This is a genomic window from Frigoribacterium sp. CFBP 8751 (assembly GCF_014841545.1).
In the GTDB taxonomy this organism is placed as follows: domain Bacteria; phylum Actinomycetota; class Actinomycetes; order Actinomycetales; family Microbacteriaceae; genus Frigoribacterium.
In genome coordinates this window covers 687,812-713,056 of sequence record NZ_JACYUB010000002.1, presented here as the reverse complement: position 1 = coordinate 713,056, position 25,245 = coordinate 687,812, and the positions used below count along the sequence as shown (strand labels likewise).

The 25,245-nt window shown below is 68.2% G+C and carries 24 protein-coding genes, 2 tRNA genes and 1 pseudogene; 12 read left to right on the top strand and 15 right to left on the bottom strand.

Going from position 1 to position 25,245, the window contains the following annotated elements; all coding sequences use genetic code 11:
• Positions 1 to 154 precede the first annotated feature (154 nt).
• The 4 genes from IFT88_RS09145 to IFT88_RS09130 all read right to left on the bottom strand — a co-directional run bounded on the left by IFT88_RS09145 (position 155) and on the right by IFT88_RS09130 (position 2,321).
• Complete coding sequence (locus IFT88_RS09145) at positions 155 to 484, bottom strand: hypothetical protein (protein ID WP_192120104.1); 330 nt, start codon at positions 482 to 484, stop codon at positions 155 to 157.
• 71 nt (positions 485 to 555) lie between these two features.
• The gene (locus tag IFT88_RS09140) at positions 556 to 1,062 is read right to left on the bottom strand and encodes a DUF805 domain-containing protein (RefSeq protein ID WP_192120103.1); all 507 of its coding nucleotides are present in this window, start codon (positions 1,060 to 1,062) and stop codon (positions 556 to 558) included.
• A 126-nt stretch (positions 1,063 to 1,188) separates the two neighbouring features.
• Positions 1,189 to 1,755, bottom strand: coding sequence for a hypothetical protein (locus IFT88_RS09135; protein WP_192120101.1), 567 nt, complete (start codon positions 1,753 to 1,755; stop codon positions 1,189 to 1,191).
• Positions 1,752 to 2,321 carry a recombinase family protein gene (locus tag IFT88_RS09130; RefSeq protein WP_192120099.1) on the bottom strand — a complete coding sequence of 190 codons (570 nt, stop codon included), beginning with the start codon at positions 2,319 to 2,321 and terminating at the stop codon, positions 1,752 to 1,754. The genes IFT88_RS09135 and IFT88_RS09130 overlap by 4 nt, the downstream gene beginning before the upstream one ends.
• Positions 2,322 to 2,538: 217 nt before the next feature.
• On the opposite strand from IFT88_RS09130, the gene IFT88_RS09125 reads away from it, so the two are divergent.
• Entirely contained in the window at positions 2,539 to 3,315 is a 777-nt protein-coding gene (locus IFT88_RS09125) for a hypothetical protein (RefSeq protein ID WP_192120096.1), read from the top strand.
• A gap of 80 nt (positions 3,316 to 3,395) precedes the next feature.
• On the opposite strand, the gene IFT88_RS09120 is transcribed toward IFT88_RS09125, so the two are convergent.
• Positions 3,396 to 3,995 carry a recombinase family protein gene (locus tag IFT88_RS09120; RefSeq protein ID WP_199859025.1) on the bottom strand — a complete coding sequence of 200 codons (600 nt, stop codon included), beginning with the start codon at positions 3,993 to 3,995 and terminating at the stop codon, positions 3,396 to 3,398.
• 218 nt (positions 3,996 to 4,213) lie between these two features.
• Here IFT88_RS09120 and IFT88_RS09115 point away from each other — a divergent pair, with 218 nt between their 5' ends.
• From IFT88_RS09115 to IFT88_RS17760, 5 genes are all read left to right on the top strand, one after another.
• The gene (locus IFT88_RS09115) at positions 4,214 to 4,675 is read left to right on the top strand and encodes a MarR family winged helix-turn-helix transcriptional regulator (RefSeq protein WP_192120094.1); all 462 of its coding nucleotides are present in this window, start codon (positions 4,214 to 4,216) and stop codon (positions 4,673 to 4,675) included.
• Positions 4,676 to 4,869: 194 nt separating this feature from the next.
• Positions 4,870 to 5,877 carry a hypothetical protein gene (locus IFT88_RS09110; protein WP_249408876.1) on the top strand — a complete coding sequence of 336 codons (1,008 nt, stop codon included), beginning with the start codon at positions 4,870 to 4,872 and terminating at the stop codon, positions 5,875 to 5,877.
• Complete coding sequence (locus IFT88_RS09105; RefSeq protein ID WP_192120090.1) at positions 5,874 to 7,571, top strand: glycosyltransferase family 2 protein; 1,698 nt, start codon at positions 5,874 to 5,876, stop codon at positions 7,569 to 7,571. Before IFT88_RS09110 ends, IFT88_RS09105 begins: the two co-directional genes overlap by 4 nt.
• A gap of 285 nt (positions 7,572 to 7,856) precedes the next feature.
• Positions 7,857 to 8,294 (top strand): Helicase associated domain protein, encoded by a 438-nt coding sequence (locus tag IFT88_RS09100; protein ID WP_192120088.1) that lies wholly within the window; start codon positions 7,857 to 7,859, stop codon positions 8,292 to 8,294.
• A gap of 12 nt (positions 8,295 to 8,306) precedes the next feature.
• Entirely contained in the window at positions 8,307 to 8,747 is a 441-nt protein-coding gene (locus IFT88_RS17760; protein WP_192120218.1) for a helicase associated domain-containing protein, read from the top strand.
• Between the two features lie 385 nt (positions 8,748 to 9,132).
• On the opposite strand, the gene IFT88_RS09090 is transcribed toward IFT88_RS17760, so the two are convergent.
• Together IFT88_RS09090 and IFT88_RS09085 are read right to left on the bottom strand one after the other, a co-directional pair.
• A tRNA-Val gene (locus IFT88_RS09090) sits at positions 9,133 to 9,205 on the bottom strand.
• 85 nt (positions 9,206 to 9,290) lie between these two features.
• A complete protein-coding gene (locus tag IFT88_RS09085) occupies positions 9,291 to 9,764 on the bottom strand; it encodes a peroxiredoxin (protein ID WP_192120086.1) in 474 nt (157 codons plus the stop codon).
• Between the two features lie 264 nt (positions 9,765 to 10,028).
• Between IFT88_RS09085 and aceE the strand changes: the two genes are divergently transcribed.
• From aceE to IFT88_RS09055, 6 genes and pseudogenes are all read left to right on the top strand, one after another.
• Positions 10,029 to 12,773 carry a pyruvate dehydrogenase (acetyl-transferring), homodimeric type gene (gene aceE / locus IFT88_RS09080; protein ID WP_192120084.1) on the top strand — a complete coding sequence of 915 codons (2,745 nt, stop codon included), beginning with the start codon at positions 10,029 to 10,031 and terminating at the stop codon, positions 12,771 to 12,773.
• A gap of 22 nt (positions 12,774 to 12,795) precedes the next feature.
• Positions 12,796 to 14,007: a PucR family transcriptional regulator gene (locus IFT88_RS09075; protein WP_043592836.1), complete on the top strand. Its 1,212-nt coding sequence runs from the start codon at positions 12,796 to 12,798 to the stop codon at positions 14,005 to 14,007.
• Positions 14,008 to 14,112: 105 nt separating this feature from the next.
• The gene (locus IFT88_RS09070) at positions 14,113 to 15,033 is read left to right on the top strand and encodes an acyltransferase domain-containing protein (protein ID WP_192120082.1); all 921 of its coding nucleotides are present in this window, start codon (positions 14,113 to 14,115) and stop codon (positions 15,031 to 15,033) included.
• A complete protein-coding gene (locus IFT88_RS09065; RefSeq protein WP_137847086.1) occupies positions 15,030 to 16,040 on the top strand; it encodes a beta-ketoacyl-ACP synthase III in 1,011 nt (336 codons plus the stop codon). Before IFT88_RS09070 ends, IFT88_RS09065 begins: the two co-directional genes overlap by 4 nt.
• Before the next feature lie 81 nt (positions 16,041 to 16,121).
• Positions 16,122 to 16,370: an acyl carrier protein gene (locus IFT88_RS09060; RefSeq protein WP_043592609.1), complete on the top strand. Its 249-nt coding sequence runs from the start codon at positions 16,122 to 16,124 to the stop codon at positions 16,368 to 16,370.
• A gap of 156 nt (positions 16,371 to 16,526) precedes the next feature.
• Positions 16,527 to 17,692, top strand: a pseudogene (locus tag IFT88_RS09055) (beta-ketoacyl-[acyl-carrier-protein] synthase family protein); the annotation flags it as partial.
• Between the two features lie 109 nt (positions 17,693 to 17,801).
• Here the strand turns inward: IFT88_RS09055 and IFT88_RS09050 are convergent.
• The 8 genes from IFT88_RS09050 to IFT88_RS09015 all read right to left on the bottom strand — a co-directional run bounded on the left by IFT88_RS09050 (position 17,802) and on the right by IFT88_RS09015 (position 25,222).
• Positions 17,802 to 18,305, bottom strand: a complete 504-nt coding sequence (locus tag IFT88_RS09050) for a DUF3145 domain-containing protein (protein WP_056226237.1) — start codon at positions 18,303 to 18,305, stop codon at positions 17,802 to 17,804.
• Positions 18,306 to 18,501: 196 nt separating this feature from the next.
• Positions 18,502 to 20,163, bottom strand: a complete 1,662-nt coding sequence (locus tag IFT88_RS09045) for a bifunctional 3'-5' exonuclease/DNA polymerase (protein WP_342212111.1) — start codon at positions 20,161 to 20,163, stop codon at positions 18,502 to 18,504.
• A 42-nt stretch (positions 20,164 to 20,205) separates the two neighbouring features.
• On the bottom strand, positions 20,206 to 21,063 hold the full coding sequence (locus IFT88_RS09040) for a DUF1684 domain-containing protein (protein WP_192120080.1): 858 nt from the start codon (positions 21,061 to 21,063) through the stop codon (positions 20,206 to 20,208).
• 105 nt (positions 21,064 to 21,168) lie between these two features.
• On the bottom strand, positions 21,169 to 21,810 hold the full coding sequence (locus tag IFT88_RS09035; RefSeq protein ID WP_192120078.1) for an FMN reductase: 642 nt from the start codon (positions 21,808 to 21,810) through the stop codon (positions 21,169 to 21,171).
• A 19-nt stretch (positions 21,811 to 21,829) separates the two neighbouring features.
• Positions 21,830 to 22,966, bottom strand: coding sequence for an LLM class flavin-dependent oxidoreductase (locus IFT88_RS09030; RefSeq protein WP_192120075.1), 1,137 nt, complete (start codon positions 22,964 to 22,966; stop codon positions 21,830 to 21,832).
• Between the two features lie 386 nt (positions 22,967 to 23,352).
• Positions 23,353 to 23,694 (bottom strand): hypothetical protein, encoded by a 342-nt coding sequence (locus tag IFT88_RS09025; protein WP_192120073.1) that lies wholly within the window; start codon positions 23,692 to 23,694, stop codon positions 23,353 to 23,355.
• Between the two features lie 114 nt (positions 23,695 to 23,808).
• A tRNA-Ile gene (locus IFT88_RS09020) sits at positions 23,809 to 23,882 on the bottom strand.
• A gap of 56 nt (positions 23,883 to 23,938) precedes the next feature.
• Positions 23,939 to 25,222, bottom strand: a complete 1,284-nt coding sequence (locus IFT88_RS09015) for a glycosyltransferase (RefSeq protein ID WP_231567004.1) — start codon at positions 25,220 to 25,222, stop codon at positions 23,939 to 23,941.
• Positions 25,223 to 25,245: the final 23 nt, after the last annotated feature.

Sequence of the window (25,245 nt, the reverse complement as noted above, 5' to 3'; positions counted from 1 at the left end):
AAGCGCGAAGTTACAGGGTTGGGTCTCCTGGACCTAGCTCTTGATCGCGGGACGGCGATAAAGCGACCCGTTCTGGGGCGCTGGTGGCACACACGACACAGCACGCGATCCCAGAGCGCCCGAGGGACGATCCCCTATTGGGCATCGTGGCTGACTAGGTCCAGTCGTCGGGCAGGCTTGTCCCAAGCCGCTTGTCGGAGTTCCGCGAAGACGAGGTGCGTTTCTGCCGTTCCTGTTCCTCAAACTTTGCGTCCCACGCTGCTTGCTCTGCCCGGTTCAGACGAGCGTCCTTGATGCCTCTGTAGATGAAGCCAACAAGGAGGATGACGAAGACGCCTAGCCAGAGCACCCACGAGGCAAAGGTGAGCACGTCGAAGATGGCTCGGTAGAGGAATGTCCCCTGCACGCCCATCGCAGCCATGGTCAAACCAGCAGTACGAACCCCGCGCTGAGTCTTTCCCGGAAGAGGGTCGTACTTGTTCATGGCCACGTCCAAGTATCAGACCACTTTGTGCCCAGCTCCCTGGACGATCGTCTATCGAGACGAGGGGCGACTCATCGCACCGCCTGTGCCCTATCGATTGAAGGCAGGGCGAGAAGGACCGCGAGCACGGCGTTGCCTAGCGGCACGGCAGCCAGGAGTACCCACCACCCCGATCTGCCGGTGTCGTGCAGGCGCCGAACGCTGATTGCGATCCAGGGCATGAGCGACGCGAGCGCTAGGACGGTGAAGAGGCCCAAGGCGATCTGTGCTCCGAGCGGCAGGATCGAGAGAAGGTAGCCCCACACTGGAAACGGGTTGAAGGCTTCGAGGGCCTGCTCGACCTGAGGCGGCGGTGTGTCTAGGCCTGACGGGCCCGCGAAGAACGTCAGCACACCTGCCCCGAAGGCGATGTTGGCCACGAGGCTGATGAGGAACCACCACAATGCCCAGAACCAGAACTCGGCCCGAGCTGCCCGACCTCGGAAGATGGCGTAGCCTCGCCAAAACCTGACGAAGGAAGCACCGAAAGTCGCCTGATGCCACGGCGTACCTACGGGTGGTTGGGCAGCAGAGTCCATGGGTCCTTTCTACCGACATCGACTACTGAGGGGCCTGCCCAGCGCTAGGGGTCGCGTAGCCGGATCGGTTACTGCGACATACCAATCTCGCGCTTCTGTCCTCTGCGCCTGCCCGGTCTTCTGGCGCTACTCATGCAAGGGCCCGGGCGCGGCGAGCAAGTCGGCGGCCTCGGTGGCCATGAGATCCGCCCTCTCTTCTGGTGGTAGCTCGTCGACACGGCTCATGATCAGCAAGGCCTCGACCGCAGGCACCCACGTGTCATCCCTGAATCTGAAACTGAATCCTCGCAAGGCTTCCGAAAGCTGCAGAAGCCTGTTGTTGCGGTCAGCGATCAAGCGCAGACTCTCGACAACAAGAGCACGCCGGCCCGCCTCGTCATCGTCGGCGGCTAACCCCAGATCGGTGCCGATCGCGAGGAGGTATCGAAGGTTCTCGCTAGAAGGCAGGCTCTTGGACTCACCAGCGAGAAGGCGAAGGTTCAATCCTTCATGGCCCGCCATCAACCAAGCGACGGCAAGCTCAGGGCCGCACCATTCATCGGCCTCTCGCGTGAGCGCGACGACCAGCAGGATCGCGATCACGTCCCGATCCGTCACCTCAGTTTCCACAAATCCGCCATGGTCGATAACAGCGTTGTCTTCCGCGACCAACGGTCTCGTTCTCGCCTTGCCCGGCTTGAGGAACCACATCACGGCTGCTCCCCTCGTTGAACCGCACGATAGACAGTCGAGCGGGCCACGCCGAAGAGCTCGGCGATCTCGCTAGTCGTGTGCGCACCCGTGCGGTGGAGCTGCACGAGGTGCTTCTCCTGCGAGGCGGTGAGTTTCGGCTTGCGGCCGCGAAGCTTGCCGGCTGCTTTCGCGATCGCCATGCCCTCGCGCGTGCGGGCACGGATGAGGTCGGCCTCAAACTCGGCCACCATGCCGAGGACGTTGAACAGGAGCCGGCCAACGGGGTCGGTGGGGTCGTAGACCGCTCCCCCGAGATTCAGGGCTACGCCCTTCTCCGTGAGCTCGTCCGCGATCGCTGTCGCATCGCGGAGAGAGCGGGCTAGGCGGTCGAGCTTCGTGACCACGAGCACGTCGCCTGCACGGCACGCGGCCAGTGCTTCCCGGAGACCGGGCCGTGCTCGAGTCGTGCCCGATAAGCCGTGGTCAACATGCACGTGATCATCGCCAACACCAAGCGCCCTGAGACCGTCACGTTGTGCTGCGAGATCCTGTCCCGACGTTGAGACGCGGGCGTATCCGATGAGCATCGAATGACTGTAGCGTTCAGACCCCCATCACCGGGCATTTTTGCGGGACAGGCATACGCGAATACGCAGGCCAGACGCCACTTGACCTCCCCCAGCCAGGACGAGAGCCAAATGGTGTCCCGATGAACGACCGGCTAACGGCTTCGCTAGAAATATGCCTGAGCGCCTTAGGCGGATGGCCTACTTCTGACCTCGAGCCAGCGATAGGTTGCTGTTTGTGAGCATAAATCGGGACAGGCCGTACTCCGGGAGCAGCAGGTACCACGCCGGCCCGGGCTCGCCGGCCGACCCATCGGGAAACCTCAACGCCGTATCTCCCGTCATTGACTCAGATGGTGGATACGACTGGACGGACGCTCATCGCTCAGCAAAAGGGGCCGAAGTCACGGCGTACTTTGGCGACCTAAAAGAAGCTCTGATCGACTTCATCGATGCATCGGAAGCACTAGCCGGCTGCGTTGCATGGCTGACAGATTTCGACATCCTCGACGCCTTGGCAGCAAAACCGGTCGCTTTAGTGGTCCAGAAAGAGGATTTTCTGCGGCCCGATGCCGGGTCTGGCTCGGATTGGCCCCGAAGGCTTCGAGCCAAGTACGACAGTTTGCAAGGCGGATTCGATCGCTTCGAATTCCCGTCTCCTCTGTGGAGTGCAAGCTCATCAATCGACCCGAGCATCGATCCAATTCGATGTGTAGGCAACCACAACTTCGACAAACGGCCGGCCATGCCCCGGATGCATCATAAGTTTCTAGTACGCATAACTCCTCGTACTCTCCCAGGCGGTGAATACGAGCTCGTTGACCCGACCGCCGTATGGACCGGGTCATTCAACTTCTCCCTGAACGGGGGCCGCTCCATGGAGAACGCAGTGGTCCTGGAGGACAAGTCGATTGCGGAGGCTTATCTGGCGGAATTTGCTCGCGTAGAAACCCTCTCGGAAGTCTTGGACTGGGAGTCACCCTGGACCTACCCGGAATGGCGCATCGGGACCTAGGTTACCGACGGAGTCCGGACCCGTCCGCGATCGTCAGCCATTAGAGCAGCCCACCCACCGATAGGCGCGTTGCCTCACTCTTACTCCCCTACCGGCCCATCGTTGGCGTTGCGCGCAAGGGCGCGGTACAGGGTCGTCCGGTCAATCTGTAGATCCCGGGCCACCTTGGCCTTCGGCACCCCGGAGTCGATCAGCCGGCGCGCGTCCACCAGCTGCTCGGCGGTGATCTTTTGTGCGCGGCCCGTGTACTTACCAAACGCCTGGGCAAGACGAATACCCTCCCGCTGCCGCTCACGAATCAGGGTCCGCTCAAACTCCGCGAACGCCCCCAACAGGTTCAGCATCAACCGGCCGATCGCATCGTCCGTATCACGGCTGTAGGTCTGCTGCTCCTTCACGAACACCACCGAGGCGCCCTTGCCCGTGATCTCGTCCACGATCTCTCGAAGATCCCCCAACGACCGTGCCAGCCGGTCCATCGAAGCGACCTTCACGACGTCGCCCTCGCGGACGTACCGGATCCAATTAAGCAGCGCGACCCGATCCGCTCTAGACCCGCCCGACACTTTCTCCTCAAAGACCCGGTCCACGTCCCCGACGGCCTCGAGTTGTCGGCCAAGGTTCTGATCCACCGAGCTCACCCGGACGTACGCCACGACCTGCGTTTTGTGCTGCACCATCCCTAGGGCCTGACACACACCTGTGGCAAAAGGCCTCAGAGGCGCTCTAACGCCACGCGCGCCGCGCATCATCGAAGCCGTGGCGCTGGGGTATACCCAACGGCTACACATCAGCTTTCTCTGGGCTTGCCCCCCCCAAGTTGGGTCTATCTCGATGATCAAGATTAATTGATACTGAGATGAGCATAATTCGAGATATTCGATTAAGAAAGACGATCATGACCACCGCCTCAGCCGCATCGCTCGATCCCCTCGCCCCGACGTTGGGCAACGCTGTCGATGCTTTCCAGCGGCTCCTTGGGCACAACGCCGACGCCACCGCCGCCCTTGCAACGCACCACCGTGTGACGCCTATTCATCTTCGCGCCCTCCTCGTGCTCGCGTCCCGCGGACCCCTCCCGGCCAGTCGTCTCGGCCGTGCCGTGGGCTTGTCGAGCGGGGCCGTGACCCCGCTCGTTGATCGGCTTGAGCGTTATGGGCACGCCGAGCGACGGCCCGCGCTGGCGGACCGGCGCAGCGTGGTCGTGACTGCACTGCCCACCGGTCTTGACATCGCCGCGGACCTCCGGACGTATTTCGCTGCCGTTTTTATCCAAGCTTTCGGGGATGACCTCGGCCAGGTCGTGGACACCCTGACCGCCCTGGACGAAGCTCTCGAGACCGAGGTAGCGACGTGGTGACCCTTACCGATGTGCGTACCGCCTCACTGCGGCTTCGTGAGGCAGAGAGGGCTGCGTCCGCGGGGACGGGACGCATCGCGCGTGCACGCATCGATCCGTTCCCTCGGTTGGCCTGGCGGCGTTGGCTGCTGCGACTCGTGCTCGCATTCCCATATCTGCTGCTCGGCGTCGTCGGCTCCCGCGCAGGCGCCCTAATGTCGACTACCACCCCGAACATTGACCACCTCGCCGGGCTCGCGGGCCTGAGCTGGTCCAGCCTCGATCTGACCCAACTCGGCGCGGTGTGGCCGCCGCTCGGTGCCCTGATCATCGCCGTCGTGCCCGGCGGGGAGACCGGACTCGCCGTCGTCGGGGCACTGGCTGCGGGGGTGTTCCTCCAGAAGATGCTCGAGGTGATGCACCAGCGACGTTTCCACCCCGTCAAGATGCTGGCATTCGGCCTCGCGCTCGGCGGCAACCCGCTCTTCGTGTACACGGTCACCCAGAACCTGCAGGGCTTCCTCGGTGTCGCGCTCTTCGGACTCGCAGCCGCGGACATGCTCCGATTCCTCGCCGGCCGCGACACCCAAGCAGGGTTCCGTGCCGGCATGCTCTTCATGACCACCTCCCTGGTCCAGGCCAGCGGGCTGCTCTACGTGACCGTCGCCGCGCTGGCTGCGCCGCTGATCAGTCTCGCCCGTCGCGGGGAACGCGGCGCCCGCGCCTCGTCGATCCTGGTCGTGCTCTTCCCCACCTTCTCCGTGCTCGCCTCCCTGGCGTTCCTCGAGCTGGTGTTCCTGCACAGCTCGACACCGCTACTCGCAAGCCGCCTCGACTACGACCCAGCGAGATGGGCCATCCTGCCCTACCTCGTCACGACGCTCGACGGCTTCCTGCTGCTGGCGTCGATGGTCAGCGGCTGGTTGCTGGCGTTCCTGGTCCGCCGCCCCGGCGCCGCGCTCATCTCGACCACCCTGTTCGCGGCACTCATCTGCGGCTACGTCCTCGGACTGGTCCCCGGGAACGCCGGCGGAAACATCTACCTCACCATGATCGTGATGGGGGTCGCCATCTTGCCCGCCGCCTCCACCACCAGGGCGAGCGTCCTCATCACGACCATCGCCCTACTGCAGGTCGTGATCGCCTGGGCGGCAGCGTTCAACCGACCCGTCGTCCTCGACTGGATGCAGGCCCTGGGAACACTCGCCGGAGGCCTGCGATGACCGACATCACGCCCACCTCCCGGCACCGCAGCACCGACCGCGACACCCTCCGCGCCGACGACGTCGACGTCGCCCTCGCCGTGCATGACCCTGCCCGGTACGTCGCCGAGGACTGGATTCCGGTCCGCCGCCTCCCCGACGGGACCCTGCTCGTCGCCACCGCCCACCGCGCCTCCGACGCCTCGCTCCGCGACGGCCTCGAAGAGGAGCTGGCCGCCCCGGTCGAGCTGCTCGCCGTCCCCGAGTGGGAGCTCAAGGGCGTCCTCGTCGAACTCTTCAGCGCCCACGTGGCCGACCGTGCCGCGAACGCGCTCTTCGACCGCAGCCCCGAGCTCTCGGCGAAGGTCGTGTTCTCACGCGGGCAGGCGATCGGCGGCATCGCGACGCTCGTCGTGCTCGCCGGGCTCGCCGTCGTGTGGCCCTGGCAGGTCGTGACGGGCCTGGTCGCCGCCATCAGCGTCGTGTTCCTCGCGGGCACCGCGTTCAAGTTCGTCGTCGCCATGCAGGGCGCCCGATACGACGTCGTCGAGCGCGTGACCGACAGCGAGGTCGCCAGCCTGCGCGACGACCAGCTGCCCGTCTACACGGTCCTGGTGCCCGTGTTCCGCGAGGCCAACATCGTCGCGCAGCTGATCGACAACCTCGGCGACCTCGACTACCCGGTCGAGAAGCTCGAGGTTTTGATCCTGATCGAGGAGGAGGACCTCGAGACCCGGCACGCGATCGAGTCGGCCTCTCCGCCGGCCCACTTCCACGTCGTGACCGTGCCGCGGGGGCACCCGCAGACGAAGCCCCGGGCCTGCAACGTGGGGCTCGCCCTCGCCTCAGGCGACTTCCTCGTCATCTACGACGCCGAGGACACCCCCGACCCCGACCAACTCAAGAAAGCCCTGATCGCGTTCGAGCGAGGAGGCGCTGAGACGGTCTGCGTGCAGGCCGCCCTGAACTACTTCAACGCCGACGAGAACGCCCTCACCCGCATGTTCACGCTCGAGTACAGCTACTGGTTCGACTACATGCTCGCAGGCCTCGACCACGCCGACCTGCCCATCCCGCTCGGCGGCACCTCAAACCACTTCCGGGTCGACGCGCTCCGCGAGCTCGGCGGCTGGGACCCGTACAACGTGACCGAGGACGCCGACCTCGGCATCCGCGCCAGCGCCATCGGCTACCGGGTCGGGGTGATCAACTCGACGACGATGGAAGAGGCGAACACCTCGATGCCCAACTTCGTCCGGCAACGCAGCCGCTGGATCAAGGGCTACATGCAGACGACCCTGGTCCACGCCCGCCGTCCGCTGGCACTGATCCGCGAAATCGGGATTGTCCGGTTCGCCGCCTTTACCTTGCTGATCGGCGGGACGCCCGCGATTTTCCTCGGCGTGATCCCGTTCTACCTGCTCTCAGCCGTCACCCTCTTCGTGTCGGCGAGCGTGATCTCGGCAGTCTTCCCCCCCTGGCTGCTGGTGATCTGCCTGCTGAACTTCCTGGTGGGAAACAGCATCATGGTCTACCTGACGATGATGGGCCCGTTCAAGCGCGGGACCTTCCACCTCATGGCCTGGACGCTGCTGAACCCCGTCTACTGGATCCTGCACTCCCTCGCCGCCTACAAGGGCCTTTGGCAGCTGCTCACCAACCCGCACTACTGGGAAAAAACGGAACACGGACTCACCCAGCACACCTCGGCGTAGACCTCCCCAAAGACACCTCAGGCGGCAGCTGTCTACTCCGGCAGAGAGCTAACGTCGCGCTGCGGACGCGCTGGCAGCCTTACGCGTTGCTGCGGGGTTGGGGGCGTGCCCTCCCCAAGGGAAGGCCACGCCGGGCTTGGCCGAAAACGGAGAATCAGGTACCTGCCTCACGCCGAAACCCATGCCGGGGAACCACCCTCGGCAACCACGAGCGTAGGCCCGCCACGAGCAACAGGCGAGACATACCCACGTCGAGACATCAACCGGCCCTGTGAGACTGTCCTCGTGACAGATCGCGAACAGCGCTGGGCCCAGATGCTCGCTGCGCTGATCGTGTTTGCAGACACAAACGGTCACGCCAATGTCCCCCGGTCGTACGTCACCCACCAGGGCGACAGCCTCGGCGCCTGGCTGCACCGCCAGCGAACCCTCGCCCGCCAAAAACGCCTTCCCCAGAAGCGCCTTGAACAACTCGCCGCCGCAGGCATGCAGTGGGTCATATTGGACCGAACAGCCGCGCTTACCTCTTTCGCGCGCTTCGTCACGGAACACGGCCACGGTCTCGTACCGAACGCCTACCGAGACTCCCACAACTTCCCGCTCGGGATCTGGGTGCAATCACGTCGACGGCAGAACCTCAGGGACCCTTCCGCGGCACAACGACTCTGGCCAGAGCTACACACCAGCGACTTTGTCTGGGAAGTCCGAAACCGAGACCAGTAATGGTCAGAAGGGCTGAACGCTCTACTGCTCTACCGCCAGGACCATGGCGATTGCCTCACCGCCAACTGGTACATCAACTCCCACGGTTTCCCCCTTGGACGGTGGGTCGACTCCCGCCGAGCCGACTACCGCGCCGGAAAACTCCCCGCAGACCGCATCACTGCACTCGACAAACTCGGCATGGTCTGGATACTCCGCAACTCCCCCGACCCAACCTCAAGGCTTCATCGCCACGACAACCACTTCACATCCATGCTCCACCGCACCCATGCCTGGACCGTCCAGATCGGAACACTCCCCCGCTCGCGAGACCGTGACGCCAACGGCGTCGCCATAGGCCGCTGGCTCCAACGCCAACGCCATCTGCACCGCACCGGGCAAATGCCGACCCACCGACTCCGCGAACTCGAAACAGCACTTCCACGCTGGACCTCAACCAACCATAGACAGTGACCCCCATAGGCGTCCGGTGGACCACCGATTGCGGGCGGCCACAATACGAAGCCCGGCGGGAGATCACCTCGTTGATCCAAGGCTGCCCCGGCCACGAGAATTTGACGTAGCCGCCAACACCAGCATTCGGGCAGGAAAACCGCAAGTGGTTCAGGTCTCCGTCACCGACTGACGCTCAGCAAGCCGCACGGGCTCGGGGCTTGAGCGCTGACCGAACCAGATCCCCACCGCCTCACCCCGATCCTCCGGGCACAGTCGCCAGCGTCCCGTGCTTGAGGGACTGCGGTGGGGCTCCACCAACACCACACCAACACGGAACGCGGGCCTGGGTTGCGGCAGAGCACCCGGGACATGCCAAAAGAGTCTTGATCTGGACTTTTGCTCGTGGGCCCTACCGGGCTCGAACCGATGACATCCACGGTGTAAACGTGGCGCTCTACCAACTGAGCTAAAGGCCCTCGCGCCGGGATGAGCCGGGCGAGCGAGTACAGGTTAGCGGGTGGACGAGCCGACCCGCGCCTCCTGGGCCGTGGCCCCGGGGACTCAGACCGTGACGGGGACGAGGAGGTCGAGCGCGGCGCGGTAGTCGGCGAGCGAGCGCTCCTGGCCGGGCTCCGTGCCGAAGTGCTCGCGGATCACCCCGTCGACGTCGATCAGGAAGGTGGTGCGGGTCGCGAAACCCTTGTTCTCGAGGAAGACGCCGTACTCCTTCGAGACCTCGCCGTGCGGCCAGAAGTCCGCCAGCAGGGTGAAGTCGTAGCCCTTCTCCTCGGCGAAGGCGCGCAGCGTGGCCTTGGAGTCGACCGAGACGACCATCAACTCGACGCGGTGGTCCTGGAACATCGCGAGGTTGTCGCGCAACGTGCAGAGCTCTTTGGTGCAGGTGCTGCTGAACGCCAGGGGGAAGAAGACCAGGGCCACGGGCTTGACGCCCCGGAAGTCGCTCAACCGGACTCGCTCGCCGAACTGGTTCGGCAGGTCGAAGTCGGGAGCCTGGATGGCGTTCTCCAGAGCCATGGGTGCGTTCCTTTCGCGTCGACCCGGGCGGTCGGCGACTGACACGATCGCCGATCCTACGCCTCACGCGTCGGATTTCAAGCGGCGGCGTGACCGGGCGTTCCCAGCGCGTGCCGAGCCTGCATCGGTCCGGGCAACTAGAGTGGGCTGGTCAGGCGGAGTGCGTCTCGGAACCCGGGCACGACGGGCCTGACATCTGTTTGTCCACTCCACGCGGTGGCCCTCCAAGAGACGGCTGCTCCACACAGATGATTGAGGTCAAGGGTGACGGTTAACGATCAGGACCCGTACACGGTCGACAAGGCCGATCGCGATCCCGAAGAGACCGCCGAGTGGCGCGAGTCGCTCGACGCTCTCGTGAAGGCGCAGGGTCACGAACGTGCCCGCGAGATCATGAAGAGCCTGCTCACCCGGTCGAGCGAGCTGCACCTGGGCGTGCCGATGGTCCCCAAGACGGACTACGTCAACACCATCGCCCCCGAAGACGAGCCCGAGTTCCCCGGTGACGAAGAACTCGAGCGCCGCTACCGCAAGTGGGTCCGCTGGAACGCCGCGATCACCGTGCACCGCGCACAGCGCCCCGGCATCTCGGTCGGCGGCCACATCTCGACCTACGCCTCGTCGGCCGCCCTGTACGAGGTCGGCAACAACCACTTCTTCCGCGGTCAGGACCACTCCGGTGGCGGCGACCAGGTGTTCTTCCAGGGCCACGCCTCTCCCGGCATGTACGCCCGCGCCTACCTCGAGGGCCGTCTCGGCACCGACCAGCTCGACGGCTTCCGCCAAGAGAAGTCGCACGCCTCCGGCGGACTCAGCTCGTATCCGCACCCGCGCCTCATGCCCGAGTTCTGGCAGTTCCCGACCGTGTCGATGGGCCTCGGGCCGATCAACGCCATCTACCAGGCGCAGGTCGCGAAGTACCTCACCAACCGCGGCATCAAGGACGCCAGCGACCAGCAGGTCTGGGCGTTCCTCGGCGACGGCGAGATGGACGAGGTCGAGAGCCGCGGTCAGCTGCAGGTGGCGGCCAACGAAGGCCTCGACAACCTCAACTTCGTCATCAACTGCAACCTGCAGCGCCTCGACGGTCCGGTTCGCGGCAACGGCAAGATCATCCAAGAGCTCGAGTCGTTCTTCCGCGGCGCCGGCTGGAACGTCATCAAGGTCGTCTGGGGTCGCGAGTGGGACTCCCTCCTCGCCAACGACTCGAGCGGCGCGCTGCTCAACCTCATGAACACCACGCCCGACGGTGACTTCCAGACCTACAAGGCCGAGAGCGGCGGTTACGTCCGCGACAACTTCTTCGGCCGCGACCCCCGCGCGCTCGAACTCGTCGCGGACTACTCCGACGACGACATCTGGAACCTCAAGCGCGGCGGCCACGACTACCGCAAGGTCTACGCCGCGTTCAAGGCCGCGACCGAGCACACGGGCCAGCCGACGGTCATCCTCGCCAAGACGGTCAAGGGCTACGGCCTCGGGAAGTCCTTCGAGGGCCGCAACGCGACCCACCAGATGAAGAAGCTCACGCTCGACAACCTCAAGCAGTTCCGCGACGAGCTCCGCATCCCGATCACCGACGCCCAGCTCGACGAGAACCCGTACCTGCCGCCGTACTACCACCCCGGCCAGGACGACGACGCGATCCAGTACATGCAAGAGCGTCGTCGCGCGCTCGGTGGCTACGTGCCCGAGCGCCGCAGCAAGTACACGCAGATCGCCGTCCCCGAGGCGAAGACGTACGACGTCGTCAAGAAGGGCTCGGGCAAGCAAGAGGTCGCCACCACGATGGCGTTCGCCCGCCTGCTGAAAGACCTGCTGCGCTCGCCCGACTTCGGGCACCGCATCGTGCCGATCATCCCCGACGAGGCCCGCACCTTCGGCATGGACGCCTACTTCCCGACGTCCAAGATCTACAACCCGAACGGCCAGCACTACACGTCGGTCGACCGCGAACTGCTGCTCGCCTACAAGGAGAGCCCGCAGGGCCAGATCATCCACGTCGGCATCAACGAGGCCGGTGCGTTCGCGGCCTTCACCGCCGTCGGCACCTCGTACTCCACGCAGGGCGAACCGCTCATCCCGGTCTACGTCTTCTACTCGATGTTCGGGTTCCAGCGCACCGGCGACGCCATGTGGGCAGCCGGCGACCAGATGGCCCGCGGGTTCATCATCGGCGCCACCGCCGGGCGCACGACACTGACCGGCGAAGGCCTCCAGCACGCCGACGGCCACTCGCCGCTGCTCGCCTCGACGAACCCCGCGGTCATCTCGTTCGACCCGGCCTTCGGCTACGAGCTCGGCCACATCGTCAAGTCGGGCATGGACCGCATGTACGGCACCGACGAGCACGGCAACGCGTCGCACTCCGACCCGAACGTCATGTACTACATCACCGTCTACAACGAGCCGATGGCCCAGCCCGTCGAGCCCGAGGGCCTCGACGTCGACGGTGTGGTGCGCGGCATCTACAAGCTCAAGGACGCCGAGAACCTGGGCCCCCGTGCCCAGCTGCTCGCGTCGGGCGTCGGTGTGCCGTGGGCGCTCGAGGCCCAGCAGCTGCTCGCCGACGACTGGAACGTCGCGGCCGACGTCTGGAGCGTCACCAGCTGGACCGAACTGCGCCGCGACGGCCTGGCCGCGGAAGAGCACAACTTCCTGCACCCGAACGACGAGCCCAAGACGCCGTACGTGACCGAGAAGTTGCAGGGTGCCGAGGGTCCGTTCATCGCCACCAGCGACTTCATGGCGGCCGTGCCCGACCAGATCCGCGAGTACGTGCCCGGCGACTACCTGACGCTCGGTGCCGACGGCTTCGGCTTCAGCGACACCCGGGCGGCTGCCCGCCGCTTCTTCAAGATCGACGGCCCGTCGGTCGTCGTCCGCACCCTGCAGGCCCTGGCCCGCCGGGGCGAGGTCGACCCGGGCGTCGTCCAGCAAGCGATCGACCGGTACCAGTTGCACGACGTCACCGCCGGTACCAGCGGCACCGCCGGTGGGGAGGCCTGACGACCCCGTGAGCACCGAGCGGGTGCCCACCTCGCCCCTCCAGCCGTCCGCGGCCACGAAAGAGCGCACGCTCGCGTGGCTGCGGACGGTCTCGGGCGAGTTGTCCACCGCGACCATCAAGCGCCTCGAAGAGACGCTGCCGTGGTACGGAGACATGCCCCCGGGGCGCCGTTCGGCGGTCGGGCTCGTCGCCCAGGCCGGCATCACCTCGTTCATCAGCTGGTTCGCCGACCCCAGGTCCACCCCCTGGATCGCGGCGGACGTGTTCGGCGCCGCCCCGCGTGAGCTGCTGCGCTCGGTCAGCCTGACCCAGACGCTGCAGCTCATCCGCATCACCGTCGAGGTGGTCGAAGAACGTGTCAAGGACGGGGACGACTCGCTCCGCGAGGCGATCCTGCTCTACTCTCGCGAGATCGCCTTCGCCTCAGCCGACGTCTATGCCCGGGCCGCCGAGGCCCGCGGACTCTGGGACGCCCGTCTCGAAGCCCTGGTCGTCGACTCGATCCTGAGCGGCGAGTACGACGACGAGCTGCCCAGCCGCATCGCCGCGCTCGGCTGGCACGGTCACGGCGAGGTCGCCGTCCTCGTCGGCACGGCCCCTCGGATGCTCGACGTCGACATGCTGCGGCGCACCGCCCGGCACCGAGAAGCCGACGTGCTGATCGGAGTGCAGGGCAGCCGACTGGTGCTGGTCATCGGGCGGGCCGACCCTCTCGACGAGAGCAGCACCTCCTCGACCCACCCCAGCTTCACCGAGATCGCGCACGCCCTCGAACCCGGCTTCGGTGACGGGCACCTCGTGCTCGGCCACGAAGTGCCGAGCCTCGTCGACGCCTCCAAGAGCGCGAAGGCCGCCCTCGCCGGTTTCGCCGTCGCCCGGGCCTGGCGGAACGCACCCCGCCCCGTCCTCGCTGACGACCTGTTGCCCGAGCGTGCCCTCGCCGGCGACCCGGTGGCGCGATCGACGCTCGTCAACCGGATCTACAAGCCACTCAAGGCGCACTCCACCGAGCTGTTGACCACCCTGTGGTGCTACCTCGACAACGGGCGCTCGCTCGAGGCCACGGCTCGCGAACTCTTCGTGCACCCGAACACCGTGCGCTACCGTCTCAAGCGCGTCACGGACGTCATCGGGTGGGACGCCACGGGTGCTCGCGAGGCGCTCATCCTGCAATCCGCACTCGTGCTCGGATCGATCGCCGACCCCGACGGGTCCGGGGTCCGCCGCAAGTGATCGTCGGCCATCCCTGGGGTCCGTCTGTGCGCTTCGACAACGTTCCCGCCATCTTTGGTCGAGTTGCTACACCGCAGACCCGCTACTCATTGGCATGATGGACCAGTGATCGTTGTCGTAGCGCCCGGTCAGGGCTCCCAAACTCCCGGATTCCTCGAACCCTGGCTGGCCGACCCCGACCAGCGTGAGCTGCTGACGTCGCTCTCCGACGCGGCTGGCCTCGATCTCGTCGCCCACGGCACCACGTCCGACGCCGACACGATCCGCGACACCGCCGTGGCCCAGCCCCTCATCGTCGCGGCCGGCATCCTGACCGCCCGTGCCCTCTTCGGCCGTGTCGAGCGCTCCGCCGTCGCCGGCGTCGCGGGCCACTCGGTCGGCGAGTTCACCGCCGCGGCCGTCAGCGGCGTGCTGAGCGACGTCGACGCCGTCACGCTCGTCGCCGAACGGGGCCGGGCCATGGCCGACGCCGCCGCCCTGGTCGAGACGGGCATGAGCGCCGTGCTCGGAGGCGACGAGGCCGAACTGTTCGCCCGTCTCGACGCCCTCGGGCTCTTCCCCGCCAACTACAACGGTGGCGGCCAGATCGTCGTCGCCGGCGAGACCGCCGCCCTCGCCGAGCTCGCGGCCGACCCGCCGGTCAAGAGCCGCGTCGTGCCCCTCCAGGTCGCCGGCGCCTTCCACACGCGATACATGCAGCCCGCCGTCGACCGCCTCCGCTCAGCCGCCGCCTCGGTCGCGGCCGCCGACCCGTCCACGACGCTCTGGACCAACCACGACGGCAGCGCCGTCGACTCGGGCGCCCGCTTCGTCGAGCTGCTCGTCGGTCAGGTCTCGTCCCCCGTCCGATGGGACGCGACCATGCGCTCGTTCGCCGACGCCGGCGTCACGGGAATCATCGAACTCGCCCCGGCGGGAGCCCTCACCGGTCTCGCCAAGCGTGCGCTGAGGGGTGTCCCCTCGGTCGCCGTCAAGACACCCGACGACCTGCAGGCCGCCGTCGACCTCATCGAGGGAGCAGCATGACCACCCCCCAGCTCAACCAGACGACCGGTGCGCAGTTCACCCGCATCTACGCACTCGGCGCCGCCCGGGGCGAGAACGTGGTGCCGAACGCCGACATCATCGAACCGATCAACTCCAGCGACGAGTGGATCCAGCAGCGCACCGGAGTGATCACCCGTCGCCGCGCGGGCAAGGACGTCAAGGTCGTCGACCTCGCCGAGGCCGCCGCCACCGAGGCCATCGCCAAGTCCGGCATCCGCCCCGACCAGATCGGTGCCGTCCTCGTGTCGACCATCGGTGCCGGCGTCGTGACCCCGTCGGTCGCCTCGCTGCTCGCCGAGCGCGTCGGCGCGAACCCGGCCGCCGCCTACGACATCTCGGCAGCCTGTGCCGGCTTCACCTACGGCATCGCGCAGGCGGACTCGTTCGTCAAGTCGGGCCTCGCCGAGTACGTCCTCGTCGTGGGTGCCGAGAAGCTCAGCGACGTCATCGACCCGACCGACCGCACGATCTCGTTCCTCCTCGCCGACGGAGCGGGTGCGGCGATCGTCGGTCCGTCCGACAGTGCCGGCATCGGCCCGACGGTCTGGGGCTCCGACGGCTCCAAGTGGGACGCCATCGGCATGACCAACACCATGACCGAATACCGCGAGGGCGCGGGCGAGGTCCCCTGGCCGACCCTCCGCCAAGAAGGTCAGACGGTCTTCCGCTGGGCCGTCTGGGAGATGGCGAAGGTCGCGAAAGAGGCCCTCGACCGCGCGGGCGTCACCGCCGACCAGCTCTCGGCCTTCGTGCCCCACCAGGCCAACATGCGCATCATCGACGAGTTCGCCAAGCAGCTCGGCCTGCCCGAGTCCGTCGTGATCGGTCGCGACATCGCGACCACCGGCAACACCTCGGCCGCGAGCATCCCGCTCGCGACCCACCGACTGCTCGACGAGCACCCCGAGCTCAGCGGCGGCCTCGCCCTGCAGATCGGTTTCGGTGCCGGACTCGTGTTCGGCGCCCAGGTGGTCGTGCTGCCCTAGCGCGCCGCTGCCCGCCCGACCGCGGGGCGCTGTATAGGCTTTACCCCGGTCACATCGACACCCCCTCAAGGAGACAACACCATGGCACTGTCCACCGAAGAAGTCCTCGCCGGCCTCGCCGAGCTCGTCAACGACGAGACCGGGATCGCCACCGACACCGTCGAGATGGACAAGTCGTTCACCGACGACCTCGACATCGACTCGATCTCCATGATGACCATCGTCGTCAACGCCGAAGAGAAGTTCGACGTCAAGATCCCCGACGAAGAGGTCAAGAACCTCAAGACCGTCGGCGACGCCGTCACGTACATCCACAAGGCGCAGAACTAAGACGTCGGCCGCCCGGTCGCCTTGACGGCGATCGGGCCCCGCCGCTGTGCCCTCGACGCCGTCGACCCCACGCCACCAGCCTCGGCTGCAGCCCGGGTCACGGCGTCGTCGTACATCGGCACAGCCCACCGACCGGCCCTCCCAGAAGGAACGTCAATGACCAAGAAGATCGTCGTCACCGGACTCGGCGCCACGAGTCCGCTCGGTGGCACCGCCACCGAGAGCTGGCAGAACCTGCTCGCCGGCCAGTCGGGCATCACCACGCTCGAACAGGACTGGGTCGCCAAGTACGAGCTGCCCGTCACCTTCGCCGGCCAGGCACGCACCCCCTCGGCCGACGTGCTCGACCGTCGAGAGATCAAGCGCCTCGACCCGTCGAGCCAGTTCGCGCTCACCGCCGCCCGCGAGGCCTGGGCCGACGCCGGCTCGCCCGAGGTCGTCCCCGAGCGCTTCATCGTCGACTGGGCCACCGGCATCGGCGGCGTCTGGACGCTGCTCGACGGGTGGGACACCCTGCGCGAGAAGGGCCCGCGACGCGTCCTGCCGATGACCGTCCCCATGCTCATGCCGAACGGTCCCGCCGCCGCCATCTCGATGAGCCTGGGCGCACGCGCCGGAGCCCGCACGGTCGTCTCGGCCTGCGCCTCCAGCACCGAGTCGATCGCCATGGCCTACGAGCACCTGCAGTCCGGCCTGGCCGACATCGCCGTCGCCGGCGGCTCCGAGGCGGCCATCCACCCGATGCCCCTGGCCTCGTTCGCCGCCATGCAGGCTCTCTCGAAGCGCAACGACGACCCCGCCACGGCATCCCGTCCCTACGACGTCACGCGCGACGGCTTCGTCCTCGCCGAAGGCGGTGCTGCGCTCGTCCTCGAGACGGAAGAGCACGCCCTGGCCCGCGGGGCCCGCATCTACGCCGAGCTCATCGGTGGTGCGGTCACCAGCGACTCGTACCACATCACCGCTCCCGACCCCGAGGGCACCGGCGCCGCCCGGGCCGTCATCGCGACGCTCGAGAACGCCGGGGTCGACCGCGACCAGGTCGTCCACGTCAACGCCCACGCGACGAGCACCCCGGTCGGCGACATCGCCGAGTACCACGCCATCAAGCGCGTCTTCGGCGACCACACCTCGAAGCTGATCGTCTCGGCGACCAAGGCGGCCACGGGCCACCTGCTCGGCGGCGCGGGCGGCATCGAGGCGCTGTTCACGGTCAAGGCCCTGCACGAGCGCCTCGCACCGCAGACGATCAACGTCACGCAGATGGACGACGAGATCGACATGGACGTCGTCGTCGGCGAACCCCGCCCCCTGCCCGAGGGNCTACCCCGGTGACGACGGAGGAGGCGCGGGTGGCGTGATCACGCCACCCGCGCCTCCTCCGTCGTCACCGGGGTAGCCCGGCGCGCACCGAGCCCGAGGCGCGGCGGGTCAGCCGACCTTGTGCAGCCAGACGACGGGGTTGCCCTCGCCGCTGTGACGGAACGGTTCGAGTTCGTCGTCCCAGGCCTGGCCGAGGGCGAGACGCAGCTCGCGGTGCAGCTCGAGGGTGTTCGACCCCGCGATCTCCATCGCGTAGCGGATGCGGTCCTCCGGGATGACCGTGTTGCCGGCCGTGTCGGTCTGTGCAAAGAAGACGCCGAGGTCGGGCGAGTGCATCCAGCGACCGCCGTCGTGGGACTCACCCGGGTCTTCGGTCACCTCGTACCGCAGGTGCTCCCACCCGCGCAGGGCGGAGGCGATGCGGGCGCCGGAGCCCTCGTCGCCCTGCCACGAGAACTCGGTGCGGCGGGCGCCGGGCAGCACGGGCTGGTCGACCCAGGCGAAGTTCACGCCGTGCCCGAGGGCACGACCGACGGCCCACTCGACGTGTGGGCACAGTGCACGAGGGGACGAGTGCACGTAGAGCACTCCCCGAGCGGTTGCAGCAGCCACGATTCCTCCATCTGGTTCAGGTGCGACTTCCCCATCGACCTGTCAGACGTGATTCGTGTGCGTTCTTCGATTGTGCGGGCCGAGGCCCGGTGGTTCGCGGGACGGTGCCCGTTCTGTGAATTATGACCGACGGGGCTGGGAAATCACAACTGTGTAACACCTGCGAATGGCGCGGCGTCTCGCTGGACCCGGAGGCTCATTTCGCCTGCGAATAGTCGTCCACGACGGCGACCGTCACCGGGAAGGTGACCGGGGCGTCGCCGAACAGCAGTCGACCGGCCTCGACCGCGCTCTCGGCGACCAGCCCGGCGACCTCGTCGGCGACGGCGGCCGGTGCGTGCACGACCACCTCGTCGTGCAGGAAGAACACGAAGTGGGGTGCGGGGACGCCGGCCCCCCACCTCTCGTGCAGGCGCCGGCGCAGCGCACCCATCCAACACAGGGCCCACTCGGCGGCCGTGCCCTGGACGACGAAGTTGCGGGTGAACCGCCCCCACGAGCGGGCGTCTCGATCGGCGGGCCGCACGCCCATCTCGGGAGGCAGTGCGCCCGCCCCGGCGCCCCCGGAAGCGGCCGGGTCGTCGGACGGACGCGGTGAACTGCGGCCGAGCAGGGTGTCGACGACTCCCCCGGCCTCACCCGTGCGGGCCGCCGACTCGACGAGTGCCATGGCGTCGGGGAACCGTCGGGCCAGGCGGGGCACGAGGCGGCCGCTCTCGCCCTGCGTCGCGCCGTACATCGCTCCGAGCATCGCGACCTTGGCCTCGGCGCGGGTCGCGACGGCTCCGCTGGCGACGATGCCCTCGTAGAGGTCGCCCGATCCGGCCCGGGCCATCGAGCGGTCGCCCGACAACCCGGTCAGGATGCGCGGCTCGAGTTGCGAGGCGTCGGCGACCACGAGCTTCCAGCCCGGGTCGGCCACGACGGCGCCGCGGACGGCCCGCGGAAGCTGCAGCGCGCCTCCTCCGCTCGTGGCCCAGCGGCCGGTCACGACTCCGCCCGGCACGTAGTCGGGGCGGAAGCGCCCGCCGTGCACCCAGGCGTCGAGCCAGGCCCAGCCGTTGGCGACGAGCAGCCGTTGCATCTTCTTGTAGCGGAGCAGGGGGTCGATCGCGGGGTGCTCGTGCCGTTGCAGTTCCCATTGACGCGTCGACTGCACGAGCACGCCCGCCCGGTTCAGTGCCCTGATCAGCTCGGCCGGCGAGTCGGGGTTGAGGTCGGGCGCGTCGAGCGCCTGCCGCACCTCGTCGAGGGCGTCGCGCATGCGGGCCGGTCGCTCACCCGGGGTGGGCCTCGGCCCGAGGGCGGCGGTCAGCAGTTCGTCGTGCACCCGAGGCGACCACGGGATGCCCCGGTGGCGCATCTCGGCCGCGATCAACGCGCCGGTGGACTCGGCGGCGACGAGCAGCTCGAGTCGACCCCGGGTCGGAGAGGCCTCGACCGCCTCGCGCTGGGCGAGGAACTCGGCGGCCGGGTCCGGCAGCGAGTCGGGGACGACCTCGAAGAGGCCGTCGGACTCCCCCGGCGCCGCCTGGGGGACGTCCCACGGCCCGGGAGCCGCACCTCCGACCGGGAAGCCGGGGGCCGCCGTCGAGCGCCGCAGGATGGCGTGCACGAGCCGGAGGTCGACGCATCGGGCCACCGTGACCCCGGCGTCGAGGAGGCGCGGGTACCACCGCGGGGTGTCGTCCCAGACCCAGCGGGGCGAGGCCTCCCGCTCGAGGGCGGCCACGCGCCCCGGCAGGTCGGCCGCGGGGATGACGTCGACCCCCGCCGCCTCGAGTCGCCCCGACGCGCCGCGCTCGTACCGCGTCAGCTCGACGTCACCGTCGGGCAGTCGACGCAGCAGGAAGAACACCGCCTGATCATCCCACCCCGCGCCGACGCCGTCGGCCGGCCCCTAGTGCAGCGGCTGCCCGACGCTGTCGAGGACGTTCTTCTCGCCTGCCTCGATCGGTGACGCGAACCGGTTCTGCGCCGGGGGGATCGGGCAGTTGAAGGCGTACGAGAAGGCGCAGGGCGGCAGCACGGCCCGGTTGAAGTCGAGAGTGATGGTGCCGTCGCCGTTCGGCGTCGGGAAGAGGAACCGCCCGACCGAGTACGTGCTGTCGCCGTTCGTCGCGTCGCCGAAGACGAGTTGCAACCGATCGCCGTCACCCGACGGGAACGCCGCGAGTTCGTGGTCGACCCCGTCGCGGGTGAAGCGGATGAGCCCGGGCAACGGCTTGGGCCGACTGAGCTCGAGGTCCGCCTGGTGGCGGATGTCGACCTGGGTGTCGGGCGCGGTCGGCACGAACTCGGCCGTGACGACCCAGTCGGGGTCGAACGGGAAGGCGTCGATCGAGCCGAACCCCGTGACGGCGTCCGACGCGGAGTCCCAGACGCGCAGGGCGTACCCGGTGTGGTCGTCGTTCGCGATCACCGTGCCGGTCGTGGTCTCGGAGAACCGGAGGCTGCTCGGGGCCGTCGCATCGTCGCCCGCCACGATCACGGTGCCGTCGACCAGATCGCCGTCGACGTGGATGCCGTCCGCGGCGACCGCCGTCAGTGCCAACCCCGACACGCCCTGCGGGGTCGGCGCCCAACGGCCCGGCACGCCCCAGACGGTCTGCTCGAGGTCGACCCACTGCGTTCCGGTCAGGGCGAGCGGCCCCTGCGGCGACACCACACGGGTGCTCCGCAGGACGTGGAATCGGTCGAGCTCGGCCTGCGCGGCGTCGTCGGGCGTGCGGGTGGTGTCGGCGGTGCTGTCGGTCATCGGTCCTCCTGGGGTCTGACGGTGGGCAACGCCGAGGAGGCGCGGTTCATGCCCCGACGGGCGGGACGTGGTCGAGACCGGCACCGCGCCTCCTCGTCCGGCGCCTCAGGGCTGCGGGTCGTCGCCGCCCACGGCGAGGCGTCGCAGCTGTTCGTCGAAGGGGACGACCGCGGCGAACGGGTCGTCGAGTGCGCCCTCGTGCCGGGCGACGAGCTCGGCGAACTCCCCCGCGGCCCGCGTCACGCGCTCGGGCAGCGTGGTCGAGGTGCCGTCGCCCTCTCCCCAGTCCTCGGACGCCGCGAACACCGAGGTGGGCACGACGACGGCCTGGAGGTAGGCGAACAGCGGTCGCACCGCGTACTCGAGGGCGAGCGAGTGGCGGGCCGTGCCTCCGGTCGCCCCGATCAGCACGGGCGTGCCCGTGAGCGCCTTGTGGTCCATCACGTCGACGAACGACTTGAACAGGCCGCTGTACGAGGACGAGAAGACGGGTGTGACCGCGATCACGCCGTCGGCGCTCGACACCTTCTCGAGCGCCTCGGCGAGGGCAGGAGGCGCGAAACCGGTGAGCATCGCGTCCGTCACCTCGTGCGCGAGGTCACGCAGCTCGACGACCTCGACCTCGACGAACGAGCCGCGGCCGACGAGGTCGCGCGTGGTGGCCTCGACCAGGCGGTCGGTCAACAGACGGGTGGACGAGGGCTGGCTCAGCCCCGCGGACAGGGCGATGATCTTCTTGGTGCTCATGGCGCGCCTCCTGCGTGTCTCAGCGGGCGGACGACGCGGTGAGCGCGTCGTGCACGGTGGGTGCGGTCGTGGACTGCGATGCCCGGGTCGCGGCCTCGACGAGCGAGGCGTGCGTGGGGGCGTCGGGCACGTCGGCCGGACGGTTCGCGGCGAACTCGCGACGCAGCACCGGTACGACCTCACTGCCGAGGATGTCGAGCTGCTCGAGGACCGTCTTCAGGGGCAGGCCGGCGTGGTCCATGAGGAAGAGCTGGCGCTGGTAGTCGCCGACGTAGTCGCGGAAGCCGAGGGTGCGGTCGATGACCTCCTGCGGGCTGCCGACGGTGAGCGGGGTCTGGCTCGTGAAGTCCTCCATCGAGGGGCCGTGGCCGTAGACCGGGGCGTTGTCGAAGTAGGGACGGAAGGTGCGCTTGGCGTCCTGCGAGTTCTTGGCCAGGAAGACCTGACCGCCGAGACCGACGATCGCCTGGTCGGCACGCCCGTGGCCGTGGTGCTCGAAGCGGCTGCGGTAGAGCTCGACCATCTGCTTCGTGTGCGAGGCGGGCCAGAAGATGTGGTTTGCGAAGAATCCGTCGCCGTAGTACGCGGCCTGCTCGGCGATCTCGGGGCTGCGGATCGAGCCGTGCCAGACGAAGGGCGCGACGCCGTCGAGCGGACGCGGGGTCGACGTGAAGCCCTGCAGCGGGGTGCGGAAGTGACCCTTCCAGTCGACGACGTCCTCGCGCCAGAGACGGTGCAGCAGGGCGTAGTTCTCGATCGCCAGGTTGATGCCCTGGCGGATGTCCTTGCCGAACCAGGGGTAGACCGGGCCCGTGTTGCCGCGACCGAGCGTCAGGTCGACCCGGCCACCGGCGAGGTGCTGGAGCATCGCGAAGTCCTCGGCGATCTTCACCGGGTCGTTCGTGGTGATGAGGGTCGTGGCCGTGCTGAGCACGATGCGCTCGGTCTGCGCGGCGATGTAGGCGAGGAGGGTCGTCGGGCTCGAGTTCACGAAGGGCGGGTTGTGGTGCTCGCCCGCGGCGTAGACGTCGAGGCCGACCTCTTCCGCCTTCTTCGCGATGGTGACCATCGCCCTGAGGCGCTCGCCCTCGGTCGGGGTGGCACCGGTGGTGGGGTCGGTCGTGATGTCGCCGACGCTGAAGATTCCGAATTGCATTGCTCCACCTTAGAACATCTGCATGCGTTTGCATGCACTTCGGTGAACCGCAGGGTGGGGCGTGGCATTCCCGGACCGTGCGACCGACACAGGGAACGTGTCGCGGCCGACGTGGCCTCGACCTCGACCTCGACCTCGGCGGGAGGCGAGCGGCGTGCGACGTGCGACGTGTCGGCAACTCAGGGCTGGTGCTGCACCGCCGAAGCCAGGGCCCGGAAACACGGGGCCGCCGAGGAACGACGCAGCAGGGGGCAGGAGTTGCCGACCACGCGGCGGGGTGGCCGAAGCCACCGCGGAAGGACGTCGTGCGAGAAGCGCGGCACTCTCGGCGACAGCACGCGCGGTGGAGGGCGGTCGCTGCCGGGCGGTCGCTGCCGGGCGGCGGTTCAGGCGAGGGGGGCGAGGCGCAGCCAGCGCTCCGCGACCTGGGCCTGCGAGACGGGCCCGTCGCCGTCACGGTCGATCTGGGGCGAGTCGAACTCGACCCACCAGGTGCGGGCCGAGCCGCCGATGGCCGACACTCCCTGCCAGGCGCTGCCCCCGGCCCGGACCACGATGCCCGTCGGGCCGTACGGGAACGGCGTCGCCGCGTCCTCGTCCGAGTCGAGGACGTATACCTGGGCCCCCACGCCCATGCGCGCCGGTCCGGATCGCCCGCCGTCGTCGGAGGAGTCGCCGCCCCAGGCGTCGGGGTCGGGCTCCGGTCGTCGGGGCCGCTTGGTGAACATGGACGACATCGTGCCACGCACGACCCGCGTCGGGCGACGACGCGGCCGCGCTCACAGCAGGCCCGGAGGCCGCGGCTCGCCGGGACACGAAAGACCGCGCCCGGAGACCCTGCGTAGGGCGGACGGGACTTGAACCCGTGACCGATCGATTATGAGTCGACTGCTCTAACCGGCTGAGCTACCGCCCCTCGCGACGGCCACCGGTGCGAGCCGGGGCCGGCCGGGGCGGAGCCGCGGTCGACCGTCAGTGCGCGCGGTCGGACGCCGCGTCGGTGGAGGGAACCACCGGCTGACCACGATACAGGCTCTCGAACACGCTGAGCGTGCGCTCGATGTCGTGCCCCTCGATCATCTTCAGGCTGGCCCGGCGCATGGCGAGGTACTCGTCGTCGGGTGCGGTCAGCACCGTCGTGAGCTTGTCGGCGAGGTCGCGGCTGTCGCCCGGACGGAAGAGGTAGCCGTTCTCGCCCTCGTCGACCAGGTGCGGCAGAGCCATCGCGTCGGCCACGACGATCGGCAGCCCGGACGCCATCGCCTCGAGGCTGGCGATGCTCTGCAACTCGGCGATCGAGGGCATCGCGAACACGGTCGACTCGGTGAGCGTGTGGCGCAACTCGTCGTCGGACAGATAGCCCGCGAAGGTGACCACGTCGGCCAGCCCCAGGTCGCGACTGGTCGTCTGGAGCTGCTTGAACAGATCTCCCCCGCCCACGATCGTCAGGGTGGCGCCGAGCGCCGGGTCGAGGAGGGTCATCGCCTTGAGCAGCACGTCGATCTGCTTCTCGGCCGTGACCCGGCCGACGAAGACGATGCGGTTCGTCTCGGGGCGGGTGTCGAGGGCCGTGTAGTGGCCGGCCTCGATGCCGCACGAGACGGCGAGCACACCGGTGACCGAGACCGACTTCTCGAGGAAGGTCGCGGCCTTCTGTGTGGGTGTCGTGATGGCCGCGGCCTTGCGGAAGGTCTTGCTCGCGTCGTTCCACGCCATCTGGGTCGCCTTGGCGCGCAGCCCCTTGGGCAGGCCGGTGTGCTCGAGCAGGTTCTCGGGCATGAAGTGGTTCGTCGCCACGATGCGCACGCCCCGGCGCTCGGCGACCTGCGCCACGCCGCGGCCCATCACGATGTGCGACTGGATGTGCACGACGTCGGGGTGGATCTCGTCGAAGATCTTCTCGGCGTGCTCTTGCACGCGCCACGGGGTCGCGAAGCGCAGCCAGTCGTGCAGGGGCCAGCGCGTCGAGTAGAGCCGGTGGACGGTCAACGTGACGCCGCCGTGCTGCTCGAGGAAGGTGCCGTGGTGGCGGCTGGCCGCCGGCACCATGAGGTGGACGTCGTGCCCACGCCGGGCGAGACCGACGGCGAGCCGCTCGGTGAAGTTGGCGGCACCGTTGACGTCGGGCGGGAACGTGTCGCCCGCGATGAGGACGGTCAGCCGGCCGGACGACCCCGAGGAGGCGCGGGTCGCGGCGTCAGCCGACGTCGCGTCGTCGGGTCGGCCGGGTTCCGAGGGCGTCGGGGCAGGTGTCACGGGTCGTGGCGTCCTTCTCGTGC

What these genes read in the sequence shown, in the direction of transcription:
- IFT88_RS09115 (WP_192120094.1), top strand. Translation starts at nt 4,214, where the DNA reads ATGACCACCGCCTCAGCCGCATCGCTCGATCCCCTCGCCCCGACGTTG.
- IFT88_RS09040 (WP_192120080.1), bottom strand. Translation starts at nt 21,063, where the DNA reads ATGACCGACAGCACCGCCGACACCACCCGCACGCCCGACGACGCCGCG.
- IFT88_RS09130 (WP_192120099.1), bottom strand. Translation starts at nt 2,321, where the DNA reads ATGCTCATCGGATACGCCCGCGTCTCAACGTCGGGACAGGATCTCGCA.
- IFT88_RS09060 (WP_043592609.1), top strand. Translation starts at nt 16,122, where the DNA reads ATGGCACTGTCCACCGAAGAAGTCCTCGCCGGCCTCGCCGAGCTCGTC.
- IFT88_RS09105 (WP_192120090.1), top strand. Translation starts at nt 5,874, where the DNA reads ATGACCGACATCACGCCCACCTCCCGGCACCGCAGCACCGACCGCGAC.
- IFT88_RS09140 (WP_192120103.1), bottom strand. Translation starts at nt 1,062, where the DNA reads ATGGACTCTGCTGCCCAACCACCCGTAGGTACGCCGTGGCATCAGGCG.
- IFT88_RS09065 (WP_137847086.1), top strand. Translation starts at nt 15,030, where the DNA reads ATGACCACCCCCCAGCTCAACCAGACGACCGGTGCGCAGTTCACCCGC.
- IFT88_RS09025 (WP_192120073.1), bottom strand. Translation starts at nt 23,694, where the DNA reads ATGTTCACCAAGCGGCCCCGACGACCGGAGCCCGACCCCGACGCCTGG.
- IFT88_RS09145 (WP_192120104.1), bottom strand. Translation starts at nt 484, where the DNA reads ATGAACAAGTACGACCCTCTTCCGGGAAAGACTCAGCGCGGGGTTCGT.
- IFT88_RS09035 (WP_192120078.1), bottom strand. Translation starts at nt 21,810, where the DNA reads ATGAGCACCAAGAAGATCATCGCCCTGTCCGCGGGGCTGAGCCAGCCC.
- IFT88_RS09030 (WP_192120075.1), bottom strand. Translation starts at nt 22,966, where the DNA reads ATGCAATTCGGAATCTTCAGCGTCGGCGACATCACGACCGACCCCACC.
- IFT88_RS09110 (WP_249408876.1), top strand. Translation starts at nt 4,870, where the DNA reads ATGTCGACTACCACCCCGAACATTGACCACCTCGCCGGGCTCGCGGGC.
- IFT88_RS09120 (WP_199859025.1), bottom strand. Translation starts at nt 3,995, where the DNA reads ATGGTGCAGCACAAAACGCAGGTCGTGGCGTACGTCCGGGTGAGCTCG.
- IFT88_RS09085 (WP_192120086.1), bottom strand. Translation starts at nt 9,764, where the DNA reads ATGGCTCTGGAGAACGCCATCCAGGCTCCCGACTTCGACCTGCCGAAC.